At 42.1% G+C, this 22,151-nt stretch carries 20 protein-coding genes; 4 read left to right on the forward strand and 16 right to left on the reverse strand.

Going from position 1 to position 22,151, the window contains the following annotated elements; translation table 11 throughout:
• Nucleotides 1-48 precede the first annotated feature (48 nt).
• From J1N51_RS07030 to J1N51_RS07040, 3 genes are read left to right on the forward strand one after another with little or no spacing between them, the layout of a single operon-like run.
• Nucleotides 49-720, forward strand: coding sequence for a cupredoxin domain-containing protein (locus J1N51_RS07030; protein WP_208833215.1), 672 nt, complete (start codon nucleotides 49-51; stop codon nucleotides 718-720).
• Nucleotides 710-3,097 carry a GGDEF domain-containing phosphodiesterase gene (locus J1N51_RS07035; protein ID WP_208833216.1) on the forward strand — a complete coding sequence of 796 codons (2,388 nt, stop codon included), beginning with the start codon at nucleotides 710-712 and terminating at the stop codon, nucleotides 3,095-3,097. Before J1N51_RS07030 ends, J1N51_RS07035 begins: the two co-directional genes overlap by 11 nt.
• Nucleotides 3,054-4,367 carry a hypothetical protein gene (locus J1N51_RS07040; RefSeq protein WP_208833217.1) on the forward strand — a complete coding sequence of 438 codons (1,314 nt, stop codon included), beginning with the start codon at nucleotides 3,054-3,056 and terminating at the stop codon, nucleotides 4,365-4,367. Before J1N51_RS07035 ends, J1N51_RS07040 begins: the two co-directional genes overlap by 44 nt.
• Nucleotides 4,368-4,438: 71 nt before the next feature.
• On the opposite strand, the gene recA is transcribed toward J1N51_RS07040, so the two are convergent.
• Together recA and J1N51_RS07050 are read right to left on the reverse strand one after the other, a co-directional pair.
• Complete coding sequence (recA, locus tag J1N51_RS07045; RefSeq protein WP_208833218.1) at nucleotides 4,439-5,479, reverse strand: recombinase RecA; 1,041 nt, start codon at nucleotides 5,477-5,479, stop codon at nucleotides 4,439-4,441.
• Between the two features lie 109 nt (nucleotides 5,480-5,588).
• The gene (locus J1N51_RS07050) at nucleotides 5,589-6,083 is read right to left on the reverse strand and encodes a CinA family protein (protein WP_208833219.1); all 495 of its coding nucleotides are present in this window, start codon (nucleotides 6,081-6,083) and stop codon (nucleotides 5,589-5,591) included.
• Nucleotides 6,084-6,230: 147 nt separating this feature from the next.
• On the opposite strand from J1N51_RS07050, the gene mutS reads away from it, so the two are divergent.
• Nucleotides 6,231-8,846, forward strand: a complete 2,616-nt coding sequence (gene mutS, locus J1N51_RS07055; protein ID WP_232842881.1) for a DNA mismatch repair protein MutS — start codon at nucleotides 6,231-6,233, stop codon at nucleotides 8,844-8,846.
• 3 nt (nucleotides 8,847-8,849) lie between these two features.
• On the opposite strand, the gene J1N51_RS07060 is transcribed toward mutS, so the two are convergent.
• From J1N51_RS07060 to J1N51_RS07125, 14 genes are all read right to left on the reverse strand, one after another.
• Nucleotides 8,850-10,268, reverse strand: a complete 1,419-nt coding sequence (locus J1N51_RS07060) for a hypothetical protein (RefSeq protein ID WP_208833220.1) — start codon at nucleotides 10,266-10,268, stop codon at nucleotides 8,850-8,852.
• Nucleotides 10,269-10,390: 122 nt separating this feature from the next.
• The gene (rpoS, locus tag J1N51_RS07065; RefSeq protein WP_208833221.1) at nucleotides 10,391-11,377 is read right to left on the reverse strand and encodes an RNA polymerase sigma factor RpoS; all 987 of its coding nucleotides are present in this window, start codon (nucleotides 11,375-11,377) and stop codon (nucleotides 10,391-10,393) included.
• Between the two features lie 56 nt (nucleotides 11,378-11,433).
• Nucleotides 11,434-12,279 (reverse strand): peptidoglycan DD-metalloendopeptidase family protein, encoded by an 846-nt coding sequence (locus J1N51_RS07070; protein WP_208833222.1) that lies wholly within the window; start codon nucleotides 12,277-12,279, stop codon nucleotides 11,434-11,436.
• Nucleotides 12,279-12,863 (reverse strand): YqaA family protein, encoded by a 585-nt coding sequence (locus J1N51_RS07075; protein ID WP_208833223.1) that lies wholly within the window; start codon nucleotides 12,861-12,863, stop codon nucleotides 12,279-12,281. Before J1N51_RS07075 ends, J1N51_RS07070 begins: the two co-directional genes overlap by 1 nt.
• Nucleotides 12,863-13,501 (reverse strand): protein-L-isoaspartate(D-aspartate) O-methyltransferase, encoded by a 639-nt coding sequence (locus J1N51_RS07080; protein ID WP_208833224.1) that lies wholly within the window; start codon nucleotides 13,499-13,501, stop codon nucleotides 12,863-12,865. Before J1N51_RS07080 ends, J1N51_RS07075 begins: the two co-directional genes overlap by 1 nt.
• Nucleotide 13,502: 1 nt before the next feature.
• Nucleotides 13,503-14,252: a 5'/3'-nucleotidase SurE gene (gene surE, locus J1N51_RS07085; protein WP_208833225.1), complete on the reverse strand. Its 750-nt coding sequence runs from the start codon at nucleotides 14,250-14,252 to the stop codon at nucleotides 13,503-13,505.
• Between the two features lie 19 nt (nucleotides 14,253-14,271).
• Complete coding sequence (gene truD / locus J1N51_RS07090) at nucleotides 14,272-15,312, reverse strand: tRNA pseudouridine(13) synthase TruD (protein WP_208833226.1); 1,041 nt, start codon at nucleotides 15,310-15,312, stop codon at nucleotides 14,272-14,274.
• Between the two features lies 1 nt (nucleotide 15,313).
• A complete protein-coding gene (gene ispF, locus J1N51_RS07095) occupies nucleotides 15,314-15,787 on the reverse strand; it encodes a 2-C-methyl-D-erythritol 2,4-cyclodiphosphate synthase (RefSeq protein ID WP_208833363.1) in 474 nt (157 codons plus the stop codon).
• On the reverse strand, nucleotides 15,783-16,562 hold the full coding sequence (ispD, locus tag J1N51_RS07100; RefSeq protein WP_208833227.1) for a 2-C-methyl-D-erythritol 4-phosphate cytidylyltransferase: 780 nt from the start codon (nucleotides 16,560-16,562) through the stop codon (nucleotides 15,783-15,785). The genes ispF and ispD overlap by 5 nt, the downstream gene beginning before the upstream one ends.
• Nucleotides 16,563-16,605: 43 nt before the next feature.
• Nucleotides 16,606-16,899 carry a septum formation initiator family protein gene (locus J1N51_RS07105; RefSeq protein ID WP_208833228.1) on the reverse strand — a complete coding sequence of 98 codons (294 nt, stop codon included), beginning with the start codon at nucleotides 16,897-16,899 and terminating at the stop codon, nucleotides 16,606-16,608.
• Between the two features lie 64 nt (nucleotides 16,900-16,963).
• On the reverse strand, nucleotides 16,964-17,635 hold the full coding sequence (locus J1N51_RS07110) for a hypothetical protein (RefSeq protein WP_208833229.1): 672 nt from the start codon (nucleotides 17,633-17,635) through the stop codon (nucleotides 16,964-16,966).
• A gap of 77 nt (nucleotides 17,636-17,712) precedes the next feature.
• Nucleotides 17,713-19,002 (reverse strand): phosphopyruvate hydratase, encoded by a 1,290-nt coding sequence (gene eno, locus J1N51_RS07115; protein ID WP_208833230.1) that lies wholly within the window; start codon nucleotides 19,000-19,002, stop codon nucleotides 17,713-17,715.
• 60 nt (nucleotides 19,003-19,062) lie between these two features.
• Entirely contained in the window at nucleotides 19,063-20,694 is a 1,632-nt protein-coding gene (locus J1N51_RS07120; RefSeq protein ID WP_208833231.1) for a CTP synthase, read from the reverse strand.
• Nucleotides 20,695-21,015: 321 nt separating this feature from the next.
• Nucleotides 21,016-22,149: a sodium ion-translocating decarboxylase subunit beta gene (locus tag J1N51_RS07125; protein ID WP_208833232.1), complete on the reverse strand. Its 1,134-nt coding sequence runs from the start codon at nucleotides 22,147-22,149 to the stop codon at nucleotides 21,016-21,018.
• Nucleotides 22,150-22,151: the final 2 nt, after the last annotated feature.

The raw sequence follows: 22,151 nt of genomic DNA on the forward strand, positions 1-22,151 counted from the left end.
ATGGTCCTGTAACTTTCCACTTTTGCCGATTCGCTTTATGAGGCTTTTATGTATGTAGCTCGGACACTTAGTTCTTTTTTTGCCACTTTATTTTGTATTAGTTTTAGTCACACTGCTGTCGCTACGTCATTGAACCTACTAGTGTTAACACATGACAAACAGGTTGCCGAAAATATTGGGGTATCTTTTGTTCCCAAATTCACTTTACCGGAGCCCTATTCAAACACACCTCCTCAACCACAAATAATGGATCAGCAAAACACTCAGTTTGTTCCCCATATCTTAATGGCCCAAAAAGGCGCACCAATTAGTTTTCCAAACTCGGATTCAGTCCAGCACCACGTTTATTCATTTTCTGAGGCCAAAACTTTCGAATTAAAATTATATAAAGATCAAAAACCAGAACCTCTACCATTTGAAAATGAAGGGACAGTTACTCTTGGCTGTAACATACACGACTGGATGTTGGGGTATGTATTTGTCGTTGATACTCCTTTTTTTGGAAAAACCAATCAATCAGGGCTAATAACAATAGAACTTCCTAAAGGTGAATACGAGATTGCCATCCATAGCCCACTTTTACAGAAAACCGATCTCAATTTTAAACAAACCTTGCAAGTCACAAATCAGGGCAAACAAAGTATGAGTATCACCCTAAGCGATCCTTTATTGCCTGGCCTGGACGAATTCAATGATGTGGATGAGTTCGATGCGTATTAATTTTCGTTCACTACAAAACCGTAACTTTTTATTATTCATGTTTGCCCTTGTCATCACGGTGAGTGCCGTGCTGGCCGTAACTCTGACGCAGACGTACCAACATTCATCCAATCAACTTAAAGCGCACTACAAAAGCTCCTCCTCCGTTTTACAATACAAATTAGAAGCCGATATTTTAGCTTTGCGTCGTGGATTAGCGACGGCAAGTAGAGATTTTTCGATTAAGACATTAATCCGACGTAGTAGTACCGATACAGAGTCTCTAGCCCTTGCTTTAAAAAACTATCAAAGCCGGTTAAAAAACGACTTTATTGTCGTATACGACAGAAATAAAACCGCCATTACTCAAGACCTACCCTTTCCACAGCAAGCTTCAGTAAATGAAACTAATTTACAACCACTACAATTTATTTTTCACCAACAGGAGCTTTATGCAGTTGTTGTTCAGCCAGTAAAATTTGTTGAAAACGTTCCGAACCCAGATGCTTGGCTCGTGGGTGGTATAAAAGTCGCTAAATTATTAAGCCAAGACTTACGAACCATTACTAACTTTGATATCAGTATTCGCTATCTTGGTGTAGTACGAGCCACCACCAATCCAAATATGTCTCTGACAGCTTTAACGGAAGGGCTTGCAACAATACCAACAACCAATTCGAGACAACAGTCTCAAGAACAGCGCCAAGCAAATATAAATAATAAAGAGGTCGTGGTTTACAAAACCCTTCTGAGCCGACTGCAAGACGAGCCTATAGAAGTATTCTTTACTCTGCCTAGTCATCAAGCCCACTTAAATTATGACAACCTGATCATTCAATTGAGTGCCGCGATTGTGGTTATTTTGATTCTAATATCATTTTTAACCTTCTCTTTCTCAAAGAGTATTGCTCGACCTCTTAGAATGCTGGCAGACGTCGCCAACGAAATACGCAAGGGTAAATACCCGGTCATTCAGCTAGATAAATCACTCGATGAAGTAGAATCCCTCTCCATGGCTTTGTCAGACATGCAAGAGGCGATAAAAAATAGGGAAAAAGAAAATTACCAATTGGCCTACTTCAGTGCAGCGACGGAGTTACCCAATAGGATCTATTTTGCATCACAAATAAATCAACTTATTACCAATAATCCAAACCAAGCATTTGCTGTTCTTTGGATGGATGTCGATCGCTTTAAAGATATCAACGATACCCTTGGGCATGAGTTTGGCGATGCAGTGTTAAAGTCTATTGCCCAGCGATTGGATGACAATAAATCAGAAAGTACCTTTTTGGCCTATCTTGATGGTGATGAATATGCGGCCATAATTCCTTTGGAAGATGAACAAAATGCGATGGTAGCAGCGAATCAATTGAGCCATATATTTGACCAACCATTTATAGTGAAAAACGTCGCTTTAGACGTGTCTGTCAGCATCGGCGTATCAGTTTATCCAACAGATAGCCAGTCACCAGAACAGTTAATGCAATTTGCCGATATCGCATTGTATGAGTGCAAAGAGATGCACCACAATGTAAGTCGTTTTGTCGCGGCTTCTAATAAGTACTCGGTAGTAAGATTGAGTTTAATGACCGAATTAAAAAGTGGTATCGAAAAGGGTCAACTGCAGCTTAACTATCAACCTAAAGTTGACCTTAAGACAGGTAAAATAGTCAGTGTCGAGTCATTAGTTCGTTGGCGTCATCCTGAACATGGCTATATTTTCCCTGACGAATTTATTCCTCTTGCTGAGCAAACCGGAAACATTCGTCATTTAACGCATTGGGCAATCGAAGAGTCCATCAAACAACACCTCGCATTAAAAGAGCATGGTTTTGATATTAAAATGGCGATCAATATTTCTGCTGTTGATTTGATTGATCTCGCATTGCCTCCTTTTGTAGCCAACCTGCTATCCAAGTATCAAGTCGAACCCAACGTGTTGATTTTTGAAGTAACAGAAAGCGCAATTATGGCTGATCCTGAACAAGCTATTACCGCCCTTAACATGTTGCGAAATATGAACATTAAGCTCTCCATTGACGACTTTGGTACAGGTTACTCCTCTATGGAGCAACTAAAACGAACACCGGTAGATGAACTTAAAATAGACAAATCCTTTATTCTTGACCTGTCGAACAATAGTGATGACATGATCATCGTCAAATCCATTACGAGTTTGGCTCATAACCTTGGACTTACCATAGTTGCTGAAGGAATTGAAAACCAAGAAACCATGGCAATCCTTGCCGACTTGGGTGTTGAAACAGGCCAAGGCTATTTCATGAGTAAACCACTTGAAGCCAAACTTCTAAAAGCCTGGCTGATGGGAAACAGTGGAGTATTTAGTTCGGATGACAAAGATTCAAAACATACAAAAGTTACCGCAGATCAATAAAAAGACAATTCCAAACATAGCCGTACTGTTAATTATGGGTGCAAGTAATACTGTTGCAGCCGTTGACCAAATTGAAGTCAATGGACTTGCCCAATTTGGACTACATTACTCTGACCATTCTGCCCCCTGGCTGTCGCCATGGTTAGACGGTGGTACTGGTGTGCTAAGAGAAAATGAAGGGCTCAACATAGGATTGGATTTTGCCACTGTCGAGTTACATGCTGATATAAATGTTGAATGGAGTATTACTTCTGTACTTCAAAGTAATCTAGATGGTAATGAACACTTTGGCGCCACAGAATTCCATCTAAATTATCGCCCACTTCCGACTAAGGGCCGATTAAGAGGAATACGAAATCAACTCAGGATTGGCTACTTTTATCCTGAGTTTAGTTTAGAAAATACAGATATAGGCTGGACGTCACCTTACACTTTCAATTTTTCGGCCATCAACAGTTGGGTTGCGGAGGAAGTTCGTCCATTGGGTATAGAATGGACAATAAGCCGCCCGGGACGTCAAGTCCGATCGCCTCATAGCTATGAGTTTGTCGCCGCCGCCTACCAACAAAATGATGGCGTAGCATCGCTATTATCATGGCGTGGTTGGGCCATTCACAATCGTCAATCAGTAATTGGTGAAAAAGTCGACTTTGCCAATTATTTTCAGTTCATGCCTGTTGAGCACCCTAACCCCACCTATGTTGATATCAATAAAGAAACCGATGGTAGAGTTGGCTTTTACTTAGGGGCTCATTATCAATACTTAAAGCGCACAGATTTTAGAGTATATCTGTACGATAACTTAGCAGACCCATTCGGTTTAGAACCGGATATGCAATATAGTTGGCGAACTAAATTCGCCTCACTCTCGGTATTGCACAAGTTAAATCGAGACTCTCGGGTTCTTTTTCAATATATGAATGGCAGTACAGAAATGGGCGACAACCTTGGTGGTGTTCATAATGACTTCCAAGCCTGGTATCTTTTATATAACAAAAAACTCGCACAACACAGATTTACCGTGCGCTATGACGCCTTTGACGTTAATGACAAAGACCTCAACTCTTTCGATCCAAATCAAAGCAAAGGAAACAGTTGGACCTTAAATTGGCGTTACGTCCCAACGTCAGGTTGGTTTGGCCAAACATGGCATTTAGGTGCTGAAGTAACGTATGTAGATAGTAATAATCAAAACAGAACGTTGTGGACTAATTGGCGAGGCCAGCAAGACCAAACCAAATACTCTTTAATATCCCAACTCAGGTTTTAATCATAAAAAAAGTCGCTAATCCCAAAAAGGAAATAGCGACTTTACAAGGGTCATTCTGTAAAGAAGGTTAATTAACCTTCTAAAGTAGCATCTTTATCTTCTGCTTCTTCGTCTTTGATTGTTGCTTGAAGTAACAACATATCTCTAAGTTTTTGTTCGATTTCTTCCGCTACGTCGGTGTTTTCTTTCAAGAACTTAATGCAGTTTGCTTTACCTTGGCCAATCTTACTGCCGCCGTACGCATACCAAGCACCAGATTTGTCAACTACGTTATGCTTAACACCAAGGTCAATCAATTCGCCCTCTTTCGAGATACCTTGACCGTACATGATGATAAATTCAGTCTGTTTAAACGGAGGTGCTACTTTGTTTTTAACGACTTTAACTCGCGTTTCGTTACCTATTACCTCGTCGCCTTCTTTAACAGAACCAATACGACGAATGTCTAAACGTACTGACGCGTAGAACTTAAGTGCGTTACCACCAGTAGTTGTTTCTGGGTTACCAAACATAACACCAATTTTCATACGGATTTGGTTGATAAAGATACAAAGCGTATTAGAGCGCTTGATATTACCCGTTAACTTACGAAGTGCTTGTGACATCAATCGAGCTTGAAGACCCATGTGTGAGTCACCCATGTCACCTTCGATTTCTGCTTTTGGTGTCAATGCTGCTACCGAGTCAACAATCAATACATCTACTGCACCAGAGCGTACTAACATGTCGGTGATTTCTAGCGCTTGCTCACCTGTATCAGGCTGAGAAACCAGAAGTTCGTCAACATTTACACCTAGCGCTGCTGCATAGATCGGGTCTAGGGCGTGCTCGGCATCAACGAACGCACAAGTTTTACCTTGTTTTTGGGCTTGGGCAATGACTTGTAATGTTAAGGTTGTTTTACCTGAAGACTCTGGACCATAAATTTCGATAATACGACCACACGGTAGACCGCCTATACCTAGTGCGATATCAAGACCTAATGAACCTGTAGAAACCGATTCAATATCAAGCGCTTTACTATCACCTAGTTTCATAATCGAACCTTTACCAAATTGGCGTTCGATTTGTTGCAACGCGGCACCGAGTGCTTTTTCTTTATTTGCGTCCATTTATTTCTCCAGAAATTCTAAAAATTAGGCAAGCTGCCAAATCAATGCAGTGAGTATACTGTATAATTAAACAGTATCAATACTGTATGAACATTTTTTCAAAAATAATTTAATCTAACTTACTCAAAGCTAGCTCTAATGCGTGTTTCACCGACTTTCGTCGCACTTCAATTCGGTCACCACTAAAACACTGATGATCAGTTGTAACGGATATTTGATTATTTTGGTTGTTTAAATTGGCTATGGCAAACCAAACTGTCCCAACGGGTTTCGTTTCTGAACCTCCACCAGGACCAGCAATACCACTTATGGATATAGCCAAATCAGCACCCGCTGCTGTCAAAGCCCCTTTTGCCATCTCTTCTACTGTTTGTGAAGATACTGCGCCGTAGTTTTGCAAAGTACAGTCCTGAACACCCAAAAGATCTTGCTTAGCTTTGTTGCTGTAGGTTACAAAGCCGTATTCAAATACTGAAGAACTTCCCGCAACATCCGTAATAGCGGCACTAATACCGCCTCCTGTACAAGATTCGGCAGTGGTTATTTTCTTCTTCAGTGTGAGTAATCGGCTTACCAGCTGTTTTGCCAATGTCAGTTGTTCCATACCATTTCCTTTTTAACTATTCCCAAAGTAGATTCTGTAGTCAGTTACCGCATAATGAGAGGCTTAAATCGTATTTTTACAAGACAGATGTAAATGAATTTGTGACAATAACAATATTGTTTTTTCGCGTTTAGTTTATAGATACCAATGATAGATTTATACAGTAATGAAAGCATCTCTGCACAAACACCAATGATGCAGCAGTTTTTAAAGATCAAAAAAGATCACCAAGACATTTTACTGTTTTATCGCATGGGTGACTTTTATGAACTTTTCTTTGATGACGCCAAAAGAGCGGCAGATCTATTAGATATCTCACTGACAAAACGCGGCACTGCACACGGCCAACCGATCCCGATGGCGGGTGTTCCATACCATGCAGTAGATAACTATTTATCGCGATTAGTCCAGCTTGGTCAATCGGTAGCTATTTGTGAGCAAGTCGGAGACCCGGCCACCAGCAAAGGACCGGTGGAACGCAAAGTAGTCCGAATCGTAACACCTGGCACGGTCACCGATGAAAACCTACTTCCAGACCGTCAAGACAACTTAATTTCGGCGGTTTTTAGCCATACTCAAAAAGACAAAACGACCTTTGGTTTGGCCTATTTGGATATCAATAGCGGCCGGTTTTTAATAAACCAATTTGAACTTGAAGCAGATTTACAAGCGACGCTATCGAGAATAAATCCAGCGGAACTTTTGTACCCAGAAGACTTTGTTGCGACTCATTTGCTTAGCCACATAAAAGGAGCGCGTCGCAGGCCCGAGTGGGAATTTGATTTACAAACCGCACATCGAGTCTTAAATCAGCAATTTAACACCCGTGAATTGACTGGATTTGGTGTGATGGACCACCCTTGCGGTATCGCAGCTGCAGGTTGTTTGATGCAATACGTAAAAGACACGCAACGCACGGCGTTACCACATATTCGTTCTGTTCGAGTTGAGTCAACCGCATCGTCTATTTTAATCGATGCAGCTACGCGAAAAAACTTAGAACTAACCCAAAACCTTTCGGGTGGACAAGACAATACTCTAGCAAGTGTTTTAGACAACACTTCTACACCTATGGGCAGCCGTTTGTTAAAACGCTGGATTCATATGCCATCGCGTGAACAAATGGAAGTCAATGGCAGACTTGATGCCGTAGAAAACCTGTTGCAAACCGGGGCATTCGAGTCTCTTCAAACTAGCCTCAAACAAATCGGTGATATAGAGCGTATCGTTGCCCGACTGGCTATTCGTTCAGCAAGGCCAAGAGACTTAGCTCGATTGAGAAATGCGTTACAAGCATTACCCGAAATAAAGTCGGTATTAACGACATTAAATGCAAGCCGCCTAAAAGTACTTGATCAACAAATCGATCCTATGCCTGAAGTTGCTGCGTTTTTGGATAGTGCAATTATCGACAACCCGCCGGTTCTTATTCGCGATGGCGGTGTGGTTAAGCCTGGCTATAACGCAGAGCTCGATGAACTGAGGGAGCTTAGTGCCGGTGCAACACGTTTTGTTGAAGAGCTCGAGCAGCGCGAACGCGAACAAACGGGTATTTCGACCTTAAAAGTAGGCTTTAACAAAGTTCACGGATTTTATATCGATGTCAGTAAAGCGAATTCAGCGCAGGTTCCGGATCATTACATTCGACGTCAAACGTTAAAAAACAACGAGCGATATATAGTTCCAGAGTTAAAAGAACACGAAGAAAAAGTTCTATCGAGTCAAAGTCGTTCTCTTGCACTAGAAAAACGCCTGTACGAACAAATTATCGAAGCCTTAGTAGAAAATTTAGAGCCATTACAATTGTTATCGGATGCTTTGGCTCAAACTGACGTTTTGTGTAACTTTGCAGAACGCGCAGAGACCCTCAATTACTATAAACCTGAATTAGTCCATGGCCGAGTTATCAACATAGAAGCAGGTCGTCATCCGGTTGTTGAACAAGTAATGACAGACCCCTTTATCGCCAATCCTGTGTCTTTGTCGGATAAACAACGTTTAGCTGTGATCACCGGCCCAAATATGGGTGGTAAATCGACGTTTATGCGCCAAGTAGCCTTAATAACACTCATGGCCAACATTGGTTCGTTTGTTCCCGCAGAGCGGGCTCAAATAGGCGAAATTGACCGAATCTTCACCCGAATCGGTGCTTCTGATGATCTTGCCTCTGGCCGTTCAACGTTTATGGTTGAAATGACAGAAACAGCAAACATTTTGCACAATGCGAGTGCTCACTCACTTGTATTGATGGATGAAATAGGCAGAGGTACTAGTACCTACGATGGTTTAAGTCTCGCCTGGGCAAGTGCTGAATATTTAGCAAGCAAAATCCAAGCTCTGACCTTATTTGCGACTCACTATTTTGAGCTTACAGAATTTGCAAATAACCACGAGGGTGTAATCAACCTTCACTTAGACGCACAGGAACACGGCGATGACATTGTTTTTATGCACGCTGTACAAACAGGCTCAGCAAGTAAAAGCTTCGGAATCCAAGTTGCCAAGTTAGCAGGCTTACCTTCTGAAGTATTAAACTTTGCCAAACATAAGCTGCATGCACTTGAAGTTAGCCACAATGAAGAAGCAAAAAATAATGGCGTACTGGAGTCATCAACGACAACATCAGTACCTAATGGTCAGTTAAACTTGTTAGATTTGGAACGCCAGCAAGTGGTTGACATTATTCGTGGCACTGATTTGGATGACCTTTCTCCTCGCCAAGCATGGGATTTACTGAGCAAGATAAAGCATCAATTACAATAATTGCTAAGGAGGACTGGCTGATTGAAGCTCCGTCATCCTTGCAAAGACATAGTCCTCTTCACTCAAAAACAGCTCGGCCAATTTATTCTTTTTGGCCGCACGCTCCATACCTTGATCAAATTGCTCTTTTAGTAATTTACCTTCTTCATTGTTATGAAAAAGTACATATAACGGCAGCGATGGATAAAACGGAGCAGACGGAAATTGCTCCATTAGTTCGCCTAAGTTGTAAGGGTAGTCAACTATAAGGTCAACTCGGTCGCTTTCAAATAGCTCATAGCATTTGGAAAACTCTGAATAATATATAAAAGCACGCTTGCTGGCTTCTCTTCTGACAAGTTCTATCGTCTCTGACGCACATACACTAAGGTTTAAATCACCCTGTTCAAATCGCTCTAATATATCCTGTGACTTCGCGACTGATACAGCTTCAGATTCGTAATCGATATGATATTTAGAAGATAAATAACCTGAAGGAAGATTTTTGTAGGCTCCAACTAACATATCCGCTTTGCCGTTTTCAAAAAGCCTAACGGCGCGCACCCATTCGGTAGCTTCTTTTTCGACAACAGCTCTTCTGTGCATAGCGGTATCAACAATATCCCAGTAAACCCCAGAGCCATCTTGCTCAGTATATTCGGCCCAGTACCCTGAAACAGCTTTTACCTTTTCACGCTCAAACGCTACTTTCGTCGACTTATCTTCTAATAACCCATGTTTTTCCAATAACTCATCAATACGGCCTGAGCGCTTCATTTCATTTAATTGTTCTTCAAGCTTTTCTCTTAAGTGTCCGGCACCCGGAGATAAATAATGAAAATCATAGCGGCGATCGAGTTCGTGAACAATTGTGTGTGGGTTATCCCAAACCACTTTTGAAAAACCTATGTTAGTTGTCATAAACGAGGGAAGCCGGCCTTTCGAAACAACTTCCTCTACATTACTCGTCCAGCTTAGATCTGTTGCTGTAGCATTGGGAAAAAACTTTTTAATAAGTGGGGGAAACACCTGACCACCACGTGGATAACCAATGGCTGTAATAGAATCTAAAAAGCAATACCCACACTCACGTCTATCGGCAACATAAACAACTTGATATTCGAACAGTGGAAATTGCACTCTAATCAACTCAGGAAAGTTTTGTTCGACTACGATATCTTTGGCTAGCACGCCAGATATTCTATTTTCTTGGGCCAAGTTTAGTTCTCGAGTCGCAGGTAGTGAAATAAAATCAATTTCGTAACCAATTTTTTGGTACGCCTCTACCAACAAATCTCGGACGTAATAACCTTGTTCAATAGGTGGGGGAGTGCGTAATGTGACTACATTTGGGGTGTTATTGGACTTGCCTACTACTTCATTACTGTTGGCTAACGCTGGCAATAATAAAAAAATTAATAACAGTTGCTTATAAATGTTCACTAAACTTTAACTCGGTTTCTAACAATTAGAGAATAAGTACCTCTATTGGACGCCTGAGTTTAACAAAAAAAAGCTCGCAACTGCGAGCTTTTTACCTAATACAAGAACTACTAATAATCAGGTTACATTTCTTCAACTTGAAATAAGGATTCCATATTTAATCCTTCATGTAGAGCCATGTCTTTTAGTCGACGAAGCGCTTCAACTTGGATCTGACGAACACGCTCGCGAGTTAGACCGATTTCCTTGCCAACATTCTCTAGGGTTGATGGTTCATAGCCTAACAATCCAAAGCGACGTGCTAGTACTTCGCGTTGTTTTGGATTGAGTTGTTCTAACCAACTGACGATGTTGTTGTTTATGTCATCATTAGTCGTTGTATGCTCTGGCCCTTTGCCACGCTCATCAGCAATCACATCCAGTAAAACTTTGTCAGAATCACCACCAATTGGTGTGTCAACTGAGCTGATACGCTCATTGAGGCGAAGCATTTTTGAAACGTCTTCAACAGGTTTGTCTAGCTGTGCAGCGATTTCTTCTGCAGTAGGCTCGTGGTCCAACTTTTGGGCGAGCTCTCTAGCGGTTCTTAAATAAACGTTTAACTCTTTTACTACATGAATAGGCAATCGGATCGTGCGTGTTTGATTCATAATCGCGCGTTCGATGGTTTGACGGATCCACCAAGTTGCATAAGTCGAAAAGCGGAACCCACGTTCAGGATCAAATTTTTCAACGGCGCGAATTAGACCTAAGTTACCTTCTTCGATTAGATCAAGTAACGCTAAGCCTCTGTTGTTATAGCGACGAGCTATTTTAACAACCAGTCTTAAGTTACTTTCAATCATACGTTTGCGAGAGGCTTCACAGCCTTTCAATGCCTTACGAGCAAAATATACTTCTTCTTCCGCTGTAAGTAATGGTGAGAAACCAATTTCACTAAGATAGATTTGGGTTGCATCTAAGTTCTTTGGCTGTTCAGCTTTTAGCACGACTTCCTCGTCTTTGTCACTCTCTTGAGTGTCATTGACTTCATTGATATCGCTTGATTCAAAGTCGACATCTGCTTTTACTGTGCTTTCTTCCACTTCGTGTACAAGTTCTTGACTCATAGTACGCCTCCTATCGACATTGCTCGTAGGCATGTCAGGTTAACGATCTATGCTTATCACCGTTTTGGCAGGTATTTGAGAGGATTGACGGTTCGACCACGAAATCGGATTTCAAAGTGCAATTTGACTTTATCGGTTCCAGAGTCGCCCATTTCCGCTATCAATTGACCTGCTTTAACCCAATCCTGCTCTTTCACTTTAAGAACACGATTGTGGGCATAAGCACTCAAATAATCATTGTTGTGTTTGATAATAATTAAATTACCAAACCCTCTTAGCGCACTACCTGCGTAAACCACTTTGCCATCTGCTGCGGCAAGAATGGGATCGCCTTTTTGGCCTCCGAAATCGATTCCTTTATTTCCGTTTTCCCTAGTGGAATAGGTATCGATAATTTTTCCGTTGCTAGGATAACGCCAGTGGCGAACCTTGCTTGGAAACGAATCATTTTTTACTTCTTTTTTAACGTTTTGCGTTACCGATTTTTTTGTTTTTTGATCCGCTTGTTTTTTACCGTACTCCTCTGATTTTTCTTTTGCAATAGTTTTTTTATTAAATTTTTGATTTGTATTTGAATTAGAAACAGCAGCCTTTGATTTTTGATATTTAACGGATTTTGCGACTTTTTGCGATAAAGCTATCTTCTGACCCGGGTATATTGCATAGGGCTTTTTGATATTGTTCATCTGTGCCAGCAACCTAAAATCGATGCCAGCGCGCCACGCAATCGAGTATAAAGTTTCGCCTTTTTTGACGGTATAAAAATCGGAATCGAGAGAATTCCTGTGGCTTTCTGAATAAGGGCTGTGGCTTTGGTCTATCTGGACAATAGGCGCAGGGTACTTCCGAGTGGAGCACCCAACAATCATTAATAAAAATAAACCAACAACAACTAGTTTCATTAACTCACTTGTTTGTAAATTAGATAAAATACAATTAAGCCGACAACAGCCCAACCAATAGCATCGACATACTGACGAAGCTTTTGTTCCATTTTTTCTCCGCCAAAGTACAAGATCCCTGCAACTAAAAAGAACCGCATACCTCGACCGATCGCAGATGCAATAACAAATGGCCAGAATGTCATGGCTAACATGCCTGCACTGACAGTAAATAATTTATATGGAATTGGCGTAAAACCCGCCAAAAACACGATCCACACGCCATATTTGTCAAAATAACCCACAATTGCAGCAAACTTATCTTGATAATTCATCATTTCAATAAATGGTAACACCACAGGCTCGTACAGGAATGCTCCCAAAAAATAACCGACGATTCCGCCAATTACTGACGCGATTGTAGTAATTGACGCTAGGTACCAAGCTTTTTGGCGCTGACTTATCACCATCGGAGCGAGCATAACGTCGGGTGGGATAGGAAAAAACACCGACTCAGAAAAGGTCAATAAAGCTAAATAAAACGTCGCATATTTATGTTTTGCCCAACGAATACATGCATCGTACAACTGAGTAAACACTTTCATTACATAGTATCTCCAGCGACCAAAGGAACAAACTTTACCGCCTCGTGAATGGTTTCGATAAACTCACCGTTGCGTTTTACAACTGTGACTAATTTTTGCTGTGTTGTGCCGACTGGAATAACTAAGATGCCTCCTTCGGCAAGTTGCTCTTTTAATGCAACAGGGATGCTGTCAGGTGCCGCCGTAACAATAATTGCATCAAATGGCGCTTTCGACTGCCAACCTTGCCACCCATCACCGTGTTTCATTTGAACATTATAGATATCAAGACTTTGTAAACGACGCTTAGCAACGAGTTGTAAGTGACGGATACGCTCAACTGAAAAAACCTTGTCAAACACGCGTCCTAAAATGGCCGCTTGATAACCAGAACCCGTACCAATTTCCAAAACATTAGTAGTGACTCCGTGGTCTACTAATAACTGAGTCATTTTACCGACAATGTATGGCTGAGAGATCGTTTGACCATTACCAATAGGTAACGCAGTGTTTTCATAGGCCTTGTGCGCTAAAATTTGCTCAACAAATTGGTGACGAGGTACCGATGCAATTGCCTCTAACACTTTGGCGTTAGTTATACCAAGTCCTTGTAATTGTGAAGCTAGAGCTCCTCCGCTTCGCGCAAATTGATTGTTCATACTACTTTATTTTATCTACCCAAGAGGCGACAGAATCCATACTCGAATATGCTGTCATATCAATACTTAACGGAGTAATAGACACATTTCCGTTGCTTACGGCATGAAAGTCAGTTCCGACTCCCGCATCCAATTCTTTTCCGAGTTTGCCGTACCAGTATATATCACGCCCCCAAGGATCTTGTTCCTTGGTCATGACTTCTGCTTTGTGACGACGACCCAATCGAGTCACTTCAAACCCGCGAATTTGATCATACGGTAAATCGGGGACATTTACATTTAAAATTCGGTCTGATGCCAAAGGGTTAGCTTGTAAGTGTTTTACAATTTTTTGAGCGACTAAAGCCGCAGCGTGCATGTTGTCTTCACTTTTAGACACTAGTGACATAGCTATGGCTGGTAAGCCTAAGTGGCGTCCTTCAGCTGCTGCAGAGACAGTCCCAGAATAAAAGGTGTCGTCTCCGAGATTGGCACCATGATTAATACCCGCAACTACCATATCAGGTGGCTCTGGCATAAGCTGGTTTATTGCCAGATGAACACAATCAGTAGGAGTACCGTTAACACTATAAAAGCCGTTTTTGTGCTGTTGTACTCGTAATGGATTTGTCAGCGTCAATGCACTACTTGCACCACTCAAGTTTCTATCTGGTGCAACAACCGTTACCTCGGCGACCTGTTTTATCGCTTCGTGTAAGGATTCTAATCCTGGTGCAAAGACACCATCGTCATTACTTAACAATATTCTCATTATCGACTTTCCTGTTCGATTAATCTCTAAAGTTAACACACTCTCTCAAAACAGAAGTTGCAAACGCACCACTTGGTAAATCAAAACTTACGATGACATCTTCCCCATCAACCTTCCACTCCATATTTAATGGAAAAAGTTGTATTGCCCTGCGCTGAAACTCCAATCCTTGCTCAATAAGCAATTGTTGCCAAAGTGGATGCTCGTCGAGCACCTTAGCCTCTAATTCGGCGGCATCTGATTGACTTGGGTTGTCACCCTTGCCGAACATTGGCGCTGATAAATATATATCCCGTTCGGATAACCGCTTAAGCACAGTCGCATCAATTTCATCGGTAAAGTATGAATTTGAACCTGCTAAGATAAATGTATCACCACTTATTGGCGTAGAAAAACACTGCTGATTTATTCGGGCACTGACAACTTCGTTAAACAAATACGAACGAGCGGCCGAGAGCGCAAATCCTTTGATTTTTTTGTCGCGAATTGGCTCGCCTTCGGACCAGCGATTTGCCCAATTTAAATTATTGCCGTTAAAGCCAAATCTCTGTAAACCAAAGTAATTAGGTACACCATGAGCTTTAACAACAGCCAATCGACGCAATAAGTCATCAATCATGCCGACTTGTTTCAAACGAATATCAAAATGGTTACCCGCTAATGCGCCTACTTTCAATTTTTTCAAATGGCGACGGGTCTCGATGATTTTAACGTTTTCGTTTTCTACCTGGCTAAGATCGATGTCTGAATTCACGTTTGCTTGAATCGAAAACCATTGGCGCGACACAGATTGTTTGTCTTTAAGACCCGCGTAACCGACATCTCTCAATCGCTTGCCCAATACTTTCGCAAGATGCTGGCAGACTTGTTGAGTATTCAGCTCACGCTTCTCGATTAAAATAAAAAGGTTTTCACCATCACCAGTAAGCTCAAACGGTAATTGTTCAGTGACAACAAAATCTTCTGGCAATGCTTTAAATACTGCATCAGCTTCAGGCTTGCCATTTAAATAGGCCCAGTGAGACAAGTCCCAGTCTTTAAAATGTGGAGAGTCTGTCATCTTATAATCCAGTTAGTAACACTGCAGCTTGTACGGCAATGCCCTCTTTTCGGCCCTCAAACCCCAACTTTTCAGTGGTTGTTGCTTTAACTGACACGCGATCCGCATCAATCCCTAAGTCTTCAGCCAAAATCTGTCTCATGGCAATTATATGCGGTGCCATTTTAGGAGCTTGAGCAATAATCGTGATGTCACAGTTACCAACTTCATACCCTTTGTCTTTGATTAGGTTGTTAACGTGGCGCAATAAAATACGGCTGTCGATATTTTCATACTGGTCTGCGTCATCGGGAAAATGTTTACCTATGTCGCCCATAGCGAGTGCACCTAACATTGCATCACATAGGGCATGAATCGCCACATCGCCATCTGAGTGTGCTAAAAAACCTTGCTCGTATGGAATTTTGACTCCCGCAAGCACTATCGGTCCTTCACCGCCAAACTTGTGGACATCAAATCCAGTTCCAATTCTAATGTTCATTATTTTCACTCTTTAAATAAAATTCGGCCAACAACAAATCGTCAGGGACCGTTATCTTTATGTTTTTGGGACTCGATTCGATAATGTCGACATCAAATCCACACAATTCTAGTGCTGAAGCTTCGTCAGTCACTCGGCCATCCAACTGCCCTTTATCATTGGTCAACTCGGTTAATGCACTGGATAACTCTGATAGTTTACAACACTGAGGGGTAAATGCGTGCCAGAGTTGATTGCGGCTCACTGTGTGATCAATTTGTTCACCTGCTACAGACGCTCCAGTGGATTGGATGAAGTCTTGAGAATACGCGTGTTTCTTTGTTCGTTTCATAGTGTCTTTAACCGGCATTCCCAATATGGCATTTCGTTGCGATGTTTGGGCTTGCTTAATGAGGTTTAAAACATCTCGTTTATCGACACAAGGTCTTGCCGCATCATGCACCAAGATCCAATCGTTCCCTTTACCTTTAGCCCAGTTTACAGCATTGGCGACACTGTCAGCGCGCTCTTTACCACCGTCGACTACGACGACCTTTGGATGAGAAGCGATAGGAAGTTGGTTAAAGTAAGGATCGGTTTTTGAAATTGCGATCACTACGTTTTGAACACAGTCCAATGACAAAAATTTATTAACGGTATGTTCTAAAACTGTTTGACCTAACAATGAGAGATATTGTTTGGGCTGACTCGCCCCCATACGACTGCCAACACCAGCAGCAGGAATGGCAACAATTACATTAGGCAAGATAGAGTCGGTTTTCTGCGACATAATAATAAGTTAGACCTTTAATCGTAGCCAAAAGAGCGCTGATTTAGCGTTCTTCAGGTGACTTTTCGGACGGGATTAAACGAAAAAACGTCTCGTTTTCTCTGATCATGCCCAACTCGTTGCGGGCTCGTTCTTCTATGCCCTCTAAGCCGACTTTCAAATCCTTCACGTCCGCTGATAATAACTCATTGCGTTTTAACAATTCGTCATTGTCTTGTTTGAGTTGAGTGACGGCTTCGCGTTTTTCTTTGTAAAACTGCATGCCATTGTGACCGGCAATAAGTCTCGCGATCAACAACACGGCAGAAATCATCAAAATGATATTAAACAGCTTCACGAATTACCTCAGCACCAATTAGATAGGGCTATTATGCAAACCTATGTGGCTAAGTGGAAGACCTCTAGCGGATATTTTTACCTGTTTTAGATTTGACGGGCAGTGGTTGCGACAGTTTTTTCCAATTGACCTGAGTAGCCAATAATAACTCTCTTAAAGCCAGCGCTCTTGAGGCCATACGATGTTGATTTTTCCACTGATGACCACACACGGCAGCGGACATTACCGCTTTAGTTGGCTTGAGAAGCTGTTTTTGGGTATTTTGAGAATCTTCTTGGGCACGACCATCGAAGTTAAACCAACCATTTTGATTACAATGAATTCGCTGATTCAACTCATCGACTTCGTCTATCGAATCAAGTACGAGGTGCTCGATACCAAAAACATCAACTGAGACGGGTACGATAAGAGGGACACGGGCGTGTTTTTGATAAAATTCAGATGTCTTGTCTTTATCGGCTTTAACCGAAAACGGCACTGTTGTCTGTTTTGCAAGCCAACTAGCATTGCTCTCGTCAAGCTCAAGGGGCGTTTCGGTGTTTAAAATGTGGTACGCCGCTTTTTGAATGTAATAAGGCAACGAACGCATGGTCCGTTGTAACGCTTCTTTAGATAAGCTTTGTTCTTGAGAAAGTCGGTTTAACTCACGTTCATACAAAACATTACACAACTCGGCGATTTTCGCCCGGTTGTCACTTGGTTGCCACAAGTCGTTTTGCAATTTATTGGTTGTCATCTAACTCTTCTCTTTGCGTACAAAAAAGGAGCGATTAATCGCTCCTTTAGTTATACACTTTTTAACCAATTATTTCACTATTGGCCTTTAATTTCGCTACGGCCTCGGTAAGCAACTTCACCTAATTGCTCTTCGATACGCAACAATTGGTTGTACTTAGCAACACGGTCAGAGCGACACAATGAACCGGTCTTGATTTGGCCAGCTGCTGTACCTACCGCTAGGTCGGCAATCGTTGCATCTTCAGTTTCACCACTGCGATGAGAAATAACAACTGTATAGCCTGCTTCTTTCGCCATACGGATCGCTTCTAGCGTCTCAGTCAAAGAACCAATTTGGTTGAATTTGATAAGGATAGAGTTACCTACACCTTTTTCGATACCTTGACGTAAGATCTTAGTGTTTGTTACGAATAAGTCGTCACCAACAAGCTGAACTTTTTCACCGATTTTATCAGTTAATAATTTCCAACCGTCCCAGTCAGACTCGTCTAAGCCATCTTCAATCGATACGATTGGGTAACGGTTAGATAGGTCCGCTAGGTAATCGGAAAAACCTGCAGAGTCGAACTCTTTACCTTCACCTTTAAGGTTGTATACACCATCGCTATAGAATTCAGACGCAGCACAATCTAGTGCCAATGTAATGTCTTCATTAAGTTTGTAACCTGCGCGCTCTACGGCAGTTTCGATTACAGCAAGTGCTTCTTCGTTTGATGCTAAGTTAGGAGCAAAACCACCTTCATCACCAACTGCGGTGCTTAAGCCTTTTTCGCTTAGTACTTTTTTCAAGCTATGGAATACTTCAGCACCCATACGTAATGCTTCTTTGAAGTTAGGCGCAGAAACTGGTTGAATCATGAATTCTTGAATATCAACGTTGTTATCAGCGTGCTCACCACCGTTTAGGATGTTCATCATAGGCACAGGCATTGAGAATTCGCCTTTTGTACCGTTTAACGATGCAATGTGCTCAAATAAAGCAATGCCATTTTCTTGCGCTGCTGCTTTAGCTGTTGCTAGTGATACCGCTAAGATAGCGTTTGCACCAAGTACAGTTTTGTTTTCTGTACCGTCTAAATCTAACATCGCTTGATCAACTTCAACTTGAAGTTGTGCGTCTTTACCCATCAGAGCAGGCGCGATCTTGTCGTTGATGTTAGCAACCGCGTTTAACACGCCTTTACCTAAGTAACGCGCTTTGTCGCCGTCGCGTAATTCTAATGCTTCGCGAGATCCCGTCGAAGCACCAGATGGTGCAACTGCACGGCCCATTGCACCTGATTCTAGGTACACATCCGCTTCTACAGTAGGGTTACCACGTGAGTCCATGATCTCACGACCAACAATTTTTACTATTTGAGACATTCTCAATTCCTTATTTGTTTACAATAAAAACGCAGCCCTCAAGCTGCGTTTAATCTCAATTTATTTGTTTTTATTATACTGACCAGCAGCACCAACAAAACCTTCAAACAACGGGTGACCATCGCGAGGTGTCGAAGTAAATTCAGGGTGGAATTGACTTGCAACAAACCATGGGTGGCCCGGGATCTCAATCATTTCGACAAGCTTTTTATCCGCAGATAAACCGCCAAAGACAAGACCAGCCGCTTCTAGTTTTTCGATGTAATTGTTGTTTACTTCATAACGGTGACGGTGACGTTCTGTAATCCATTCGTCGCCGTAGATTTCGCGTGCTTTTGAGTTTGGCTTTAAGTAACACTGTTGACCGCCAAGGCGCATAGTACCACCTAAATCTGAGCTTTCAGATCGGAGTTCCACTTGCCCCTCTGCATCTAACCACTCTGTGATCAAACCAACAACTGGGTGAGGTGTTTCTGGGTCAAACTCAGTTGAGTGTGCATTTTCTAAACCTGCAACATTTCGCGCATACTCAATCAACGCGACTTGCATACCCAAACAAATACCTAAGTACGGAACATTGTTTTCACGAGCATATTTTACCGCTAATAATTTACCGTCTGTACCTCGTTCACCAAAGCCACCCGGAACCAAAATCGCATCCAGTTCATCGAGTATACCTGTTCCTTTAATTTCTAAGTCCTGAGCATCAACGTATTGAATGTTTACCGTTAGGCGGTTTTTCAAACCAGCGTGTTTAAGCGCCTCGTTAACTGACTTGTACGCATCTGGAAGCTCTACGTACTTACCTACCATACCAATGGTCACCTCACCAATTGGGTTCGACTCTTCATATAAAACCTGTTCCCATTCGGACAAGTCTGCTTCAGGTGCATCAATGTGGAAACGTCGACAAATCAAATCATCCAGGCCTTGTGACTTCAACAACGCCGGAATTTGGTAGATAGATCCAACGTCTTTAAGACCGATAACCGCTTTTTCTTCGACATTTGTAAATAGTGCAATTTTGGCGCGCTCGTTTGATGGGATTGAGCGGTCCGAACGACAAACTAGCACATCAGGTTGGATACCGATTGAACGTAATTCTTTTACCGAGTGTTGAGTTGGCTTGGTTTTGATTTCACCTGCCGCACCTAAATATGGCACTAAAGTTAAGTGCATATACAAAGCGTTTTCACGCCCTAACTCAGTTCCTAGCTGACGCAATGCTTCCAAAAACGGTTGTGATTCGATGTCACCTACTGTGCCACCTACTTCAACGATAGCGATATCGTGACCTTCAGCACCTTCAATAACGCGACGTTTAATATCATTGGTAATATGAGGAATAACCTGAATTGTTGCGCCTAGATAGTCACCACGGCGTTCGCGAGTTAAAACGTCTTGATATACGCGGCCTTGAGTGAAGTTGTTTTTCTTGGTCATCTTGGTACGAATAAAGCGTTCGTAGTGACCGAGGTCAAGGTCTGTTTCTGCACCGTCATCGGTAACAAATACTTCGCCGTGTTGAATTGGGCTCATTGTACCCGGATCAACGTTGATGTAAGGGTCGAGTTTGAGGATGGTAACATTTAATCCTCGTGCTTCTAGAATCGCTGCAAGAGAGGCCGCCGCTATGCCCTTACCCAATGATGACACTACGCCACCAGTTACGAAAATATATCGAGTCGTCATACAAACCTTAATAAATTAGAGTGCTATTCTGGTTATATACATGACAAAAACCAATAGAAAAACATTCGCTAATAGCTAGGCTAATGCGAATCATGTTTAAGAAAAGTTTTTGGATGTACATAGGACGGGGTAAAAGTATAACAAACGAACAGTATTCCAACAATCTAGAAGTAACAGATATTTTTAAAAAATAACGGGCTCTATTTGATCAAAAATACGGGGAGTGTTTATTTTAAAATACGCTGGTTAACAACCCATTGTATTTAAATACACTACCCGTACTTTAAGTCTCCTCAAATCAATCAAGAAAAAGTAACTACCTTAACCACCTACCAGAGCCAATAAAATACCTGCAGCAACCGCAGAGCCTAATACGCCAGCGACATTCGGTCCCATTGCATGCATTAACAAGAAGTTATGTGGGTTTGCCTCAAGACCAACTTTATTTACGACACGAGCGGCCATAGGTACAGCTGAAACGCCAGCAGCACCTAAAAGTGGATTTATAGGCTTACTACTAAATTTGCCCATGATCTTGGCCATTATCACTCCCGATGCAGTTCCTACACCAAATGCCACTGCACCCAAAGCTAAAATACCCAACGTCTCAACACTTAAAAAATCTTCCGCATTAAGCTTTGAGCCGACAGCCAGGCCTAAGAAAATAGTGACAATGTTAATCAGTTCGTTCTGAGCAGTTTTGCTCAAGCGATCGACAACACCACACTCTTTCATCAAGTTACCCAAACAAAACATACCAACAAGAGGCGTCGCTGCTGGCAAGAACAAAATTGTCAAAAACAGTACTGCCAACGGAAATAGGATCTTCTCGCGTTGTGACACGGTTCTGAGTTGTTCCATTTTTATTTGGCGTTGCTCAGGTGTAGTCAGCGCTTTCATGATTGGCGGCTGAATAATTGGCACCAAAGCCATGTATGAGTATGCCGCAACGGCTATCGCACCTAATAACTCTGGTGCTAACTTAGAAGCCAAGAATATCGCGGTCGGACCGTCCGCCCCACCAATGATGGCAATAGCAGAAGCATCTTGTAGGGTAAAGTTAAAACCTGGGATCAAGTTAAGTAATATCGCTCCAAACAAGGTCGCAAAAATACCAAACTGAGCAGCAGCTCCTAACAGCAGCATCTTAGGGTTAGCAATTAAGGCACTAAAGTCCGTCATTGCGCCGACCCCCATAAAGATAAGAAGCGGGAAAACACCAGTTTCGATACCAATGTAATAAATGTAATAAAGTACACCGCCTTCTTCGGTAAAACCTCCCAACGGAATGTTAGCCAAGATGGCACCAAATCCAATTGGTAAAAGTAGCAGTGGCTCAAAGCCTTTTTTTATTGCCAAAAACAACAGTAGCCCGCCAACCAACATCATGATCACTTGACCCGATTGGAAGTTGGCTAAAGCCGTCGACTGCCACAACGTCATCAATCCTTCCATGT

The sequence above is a fragment of the Psychrosphaera ytuae genome, assembly GCF_017638545.1.
GTDB lineage: Bacteria > Pseudomonadota > Gammaproteobacteria > Enterobacterales > Alteromonadaceae > Psychrosphaera > Psychrosphaera ytuae.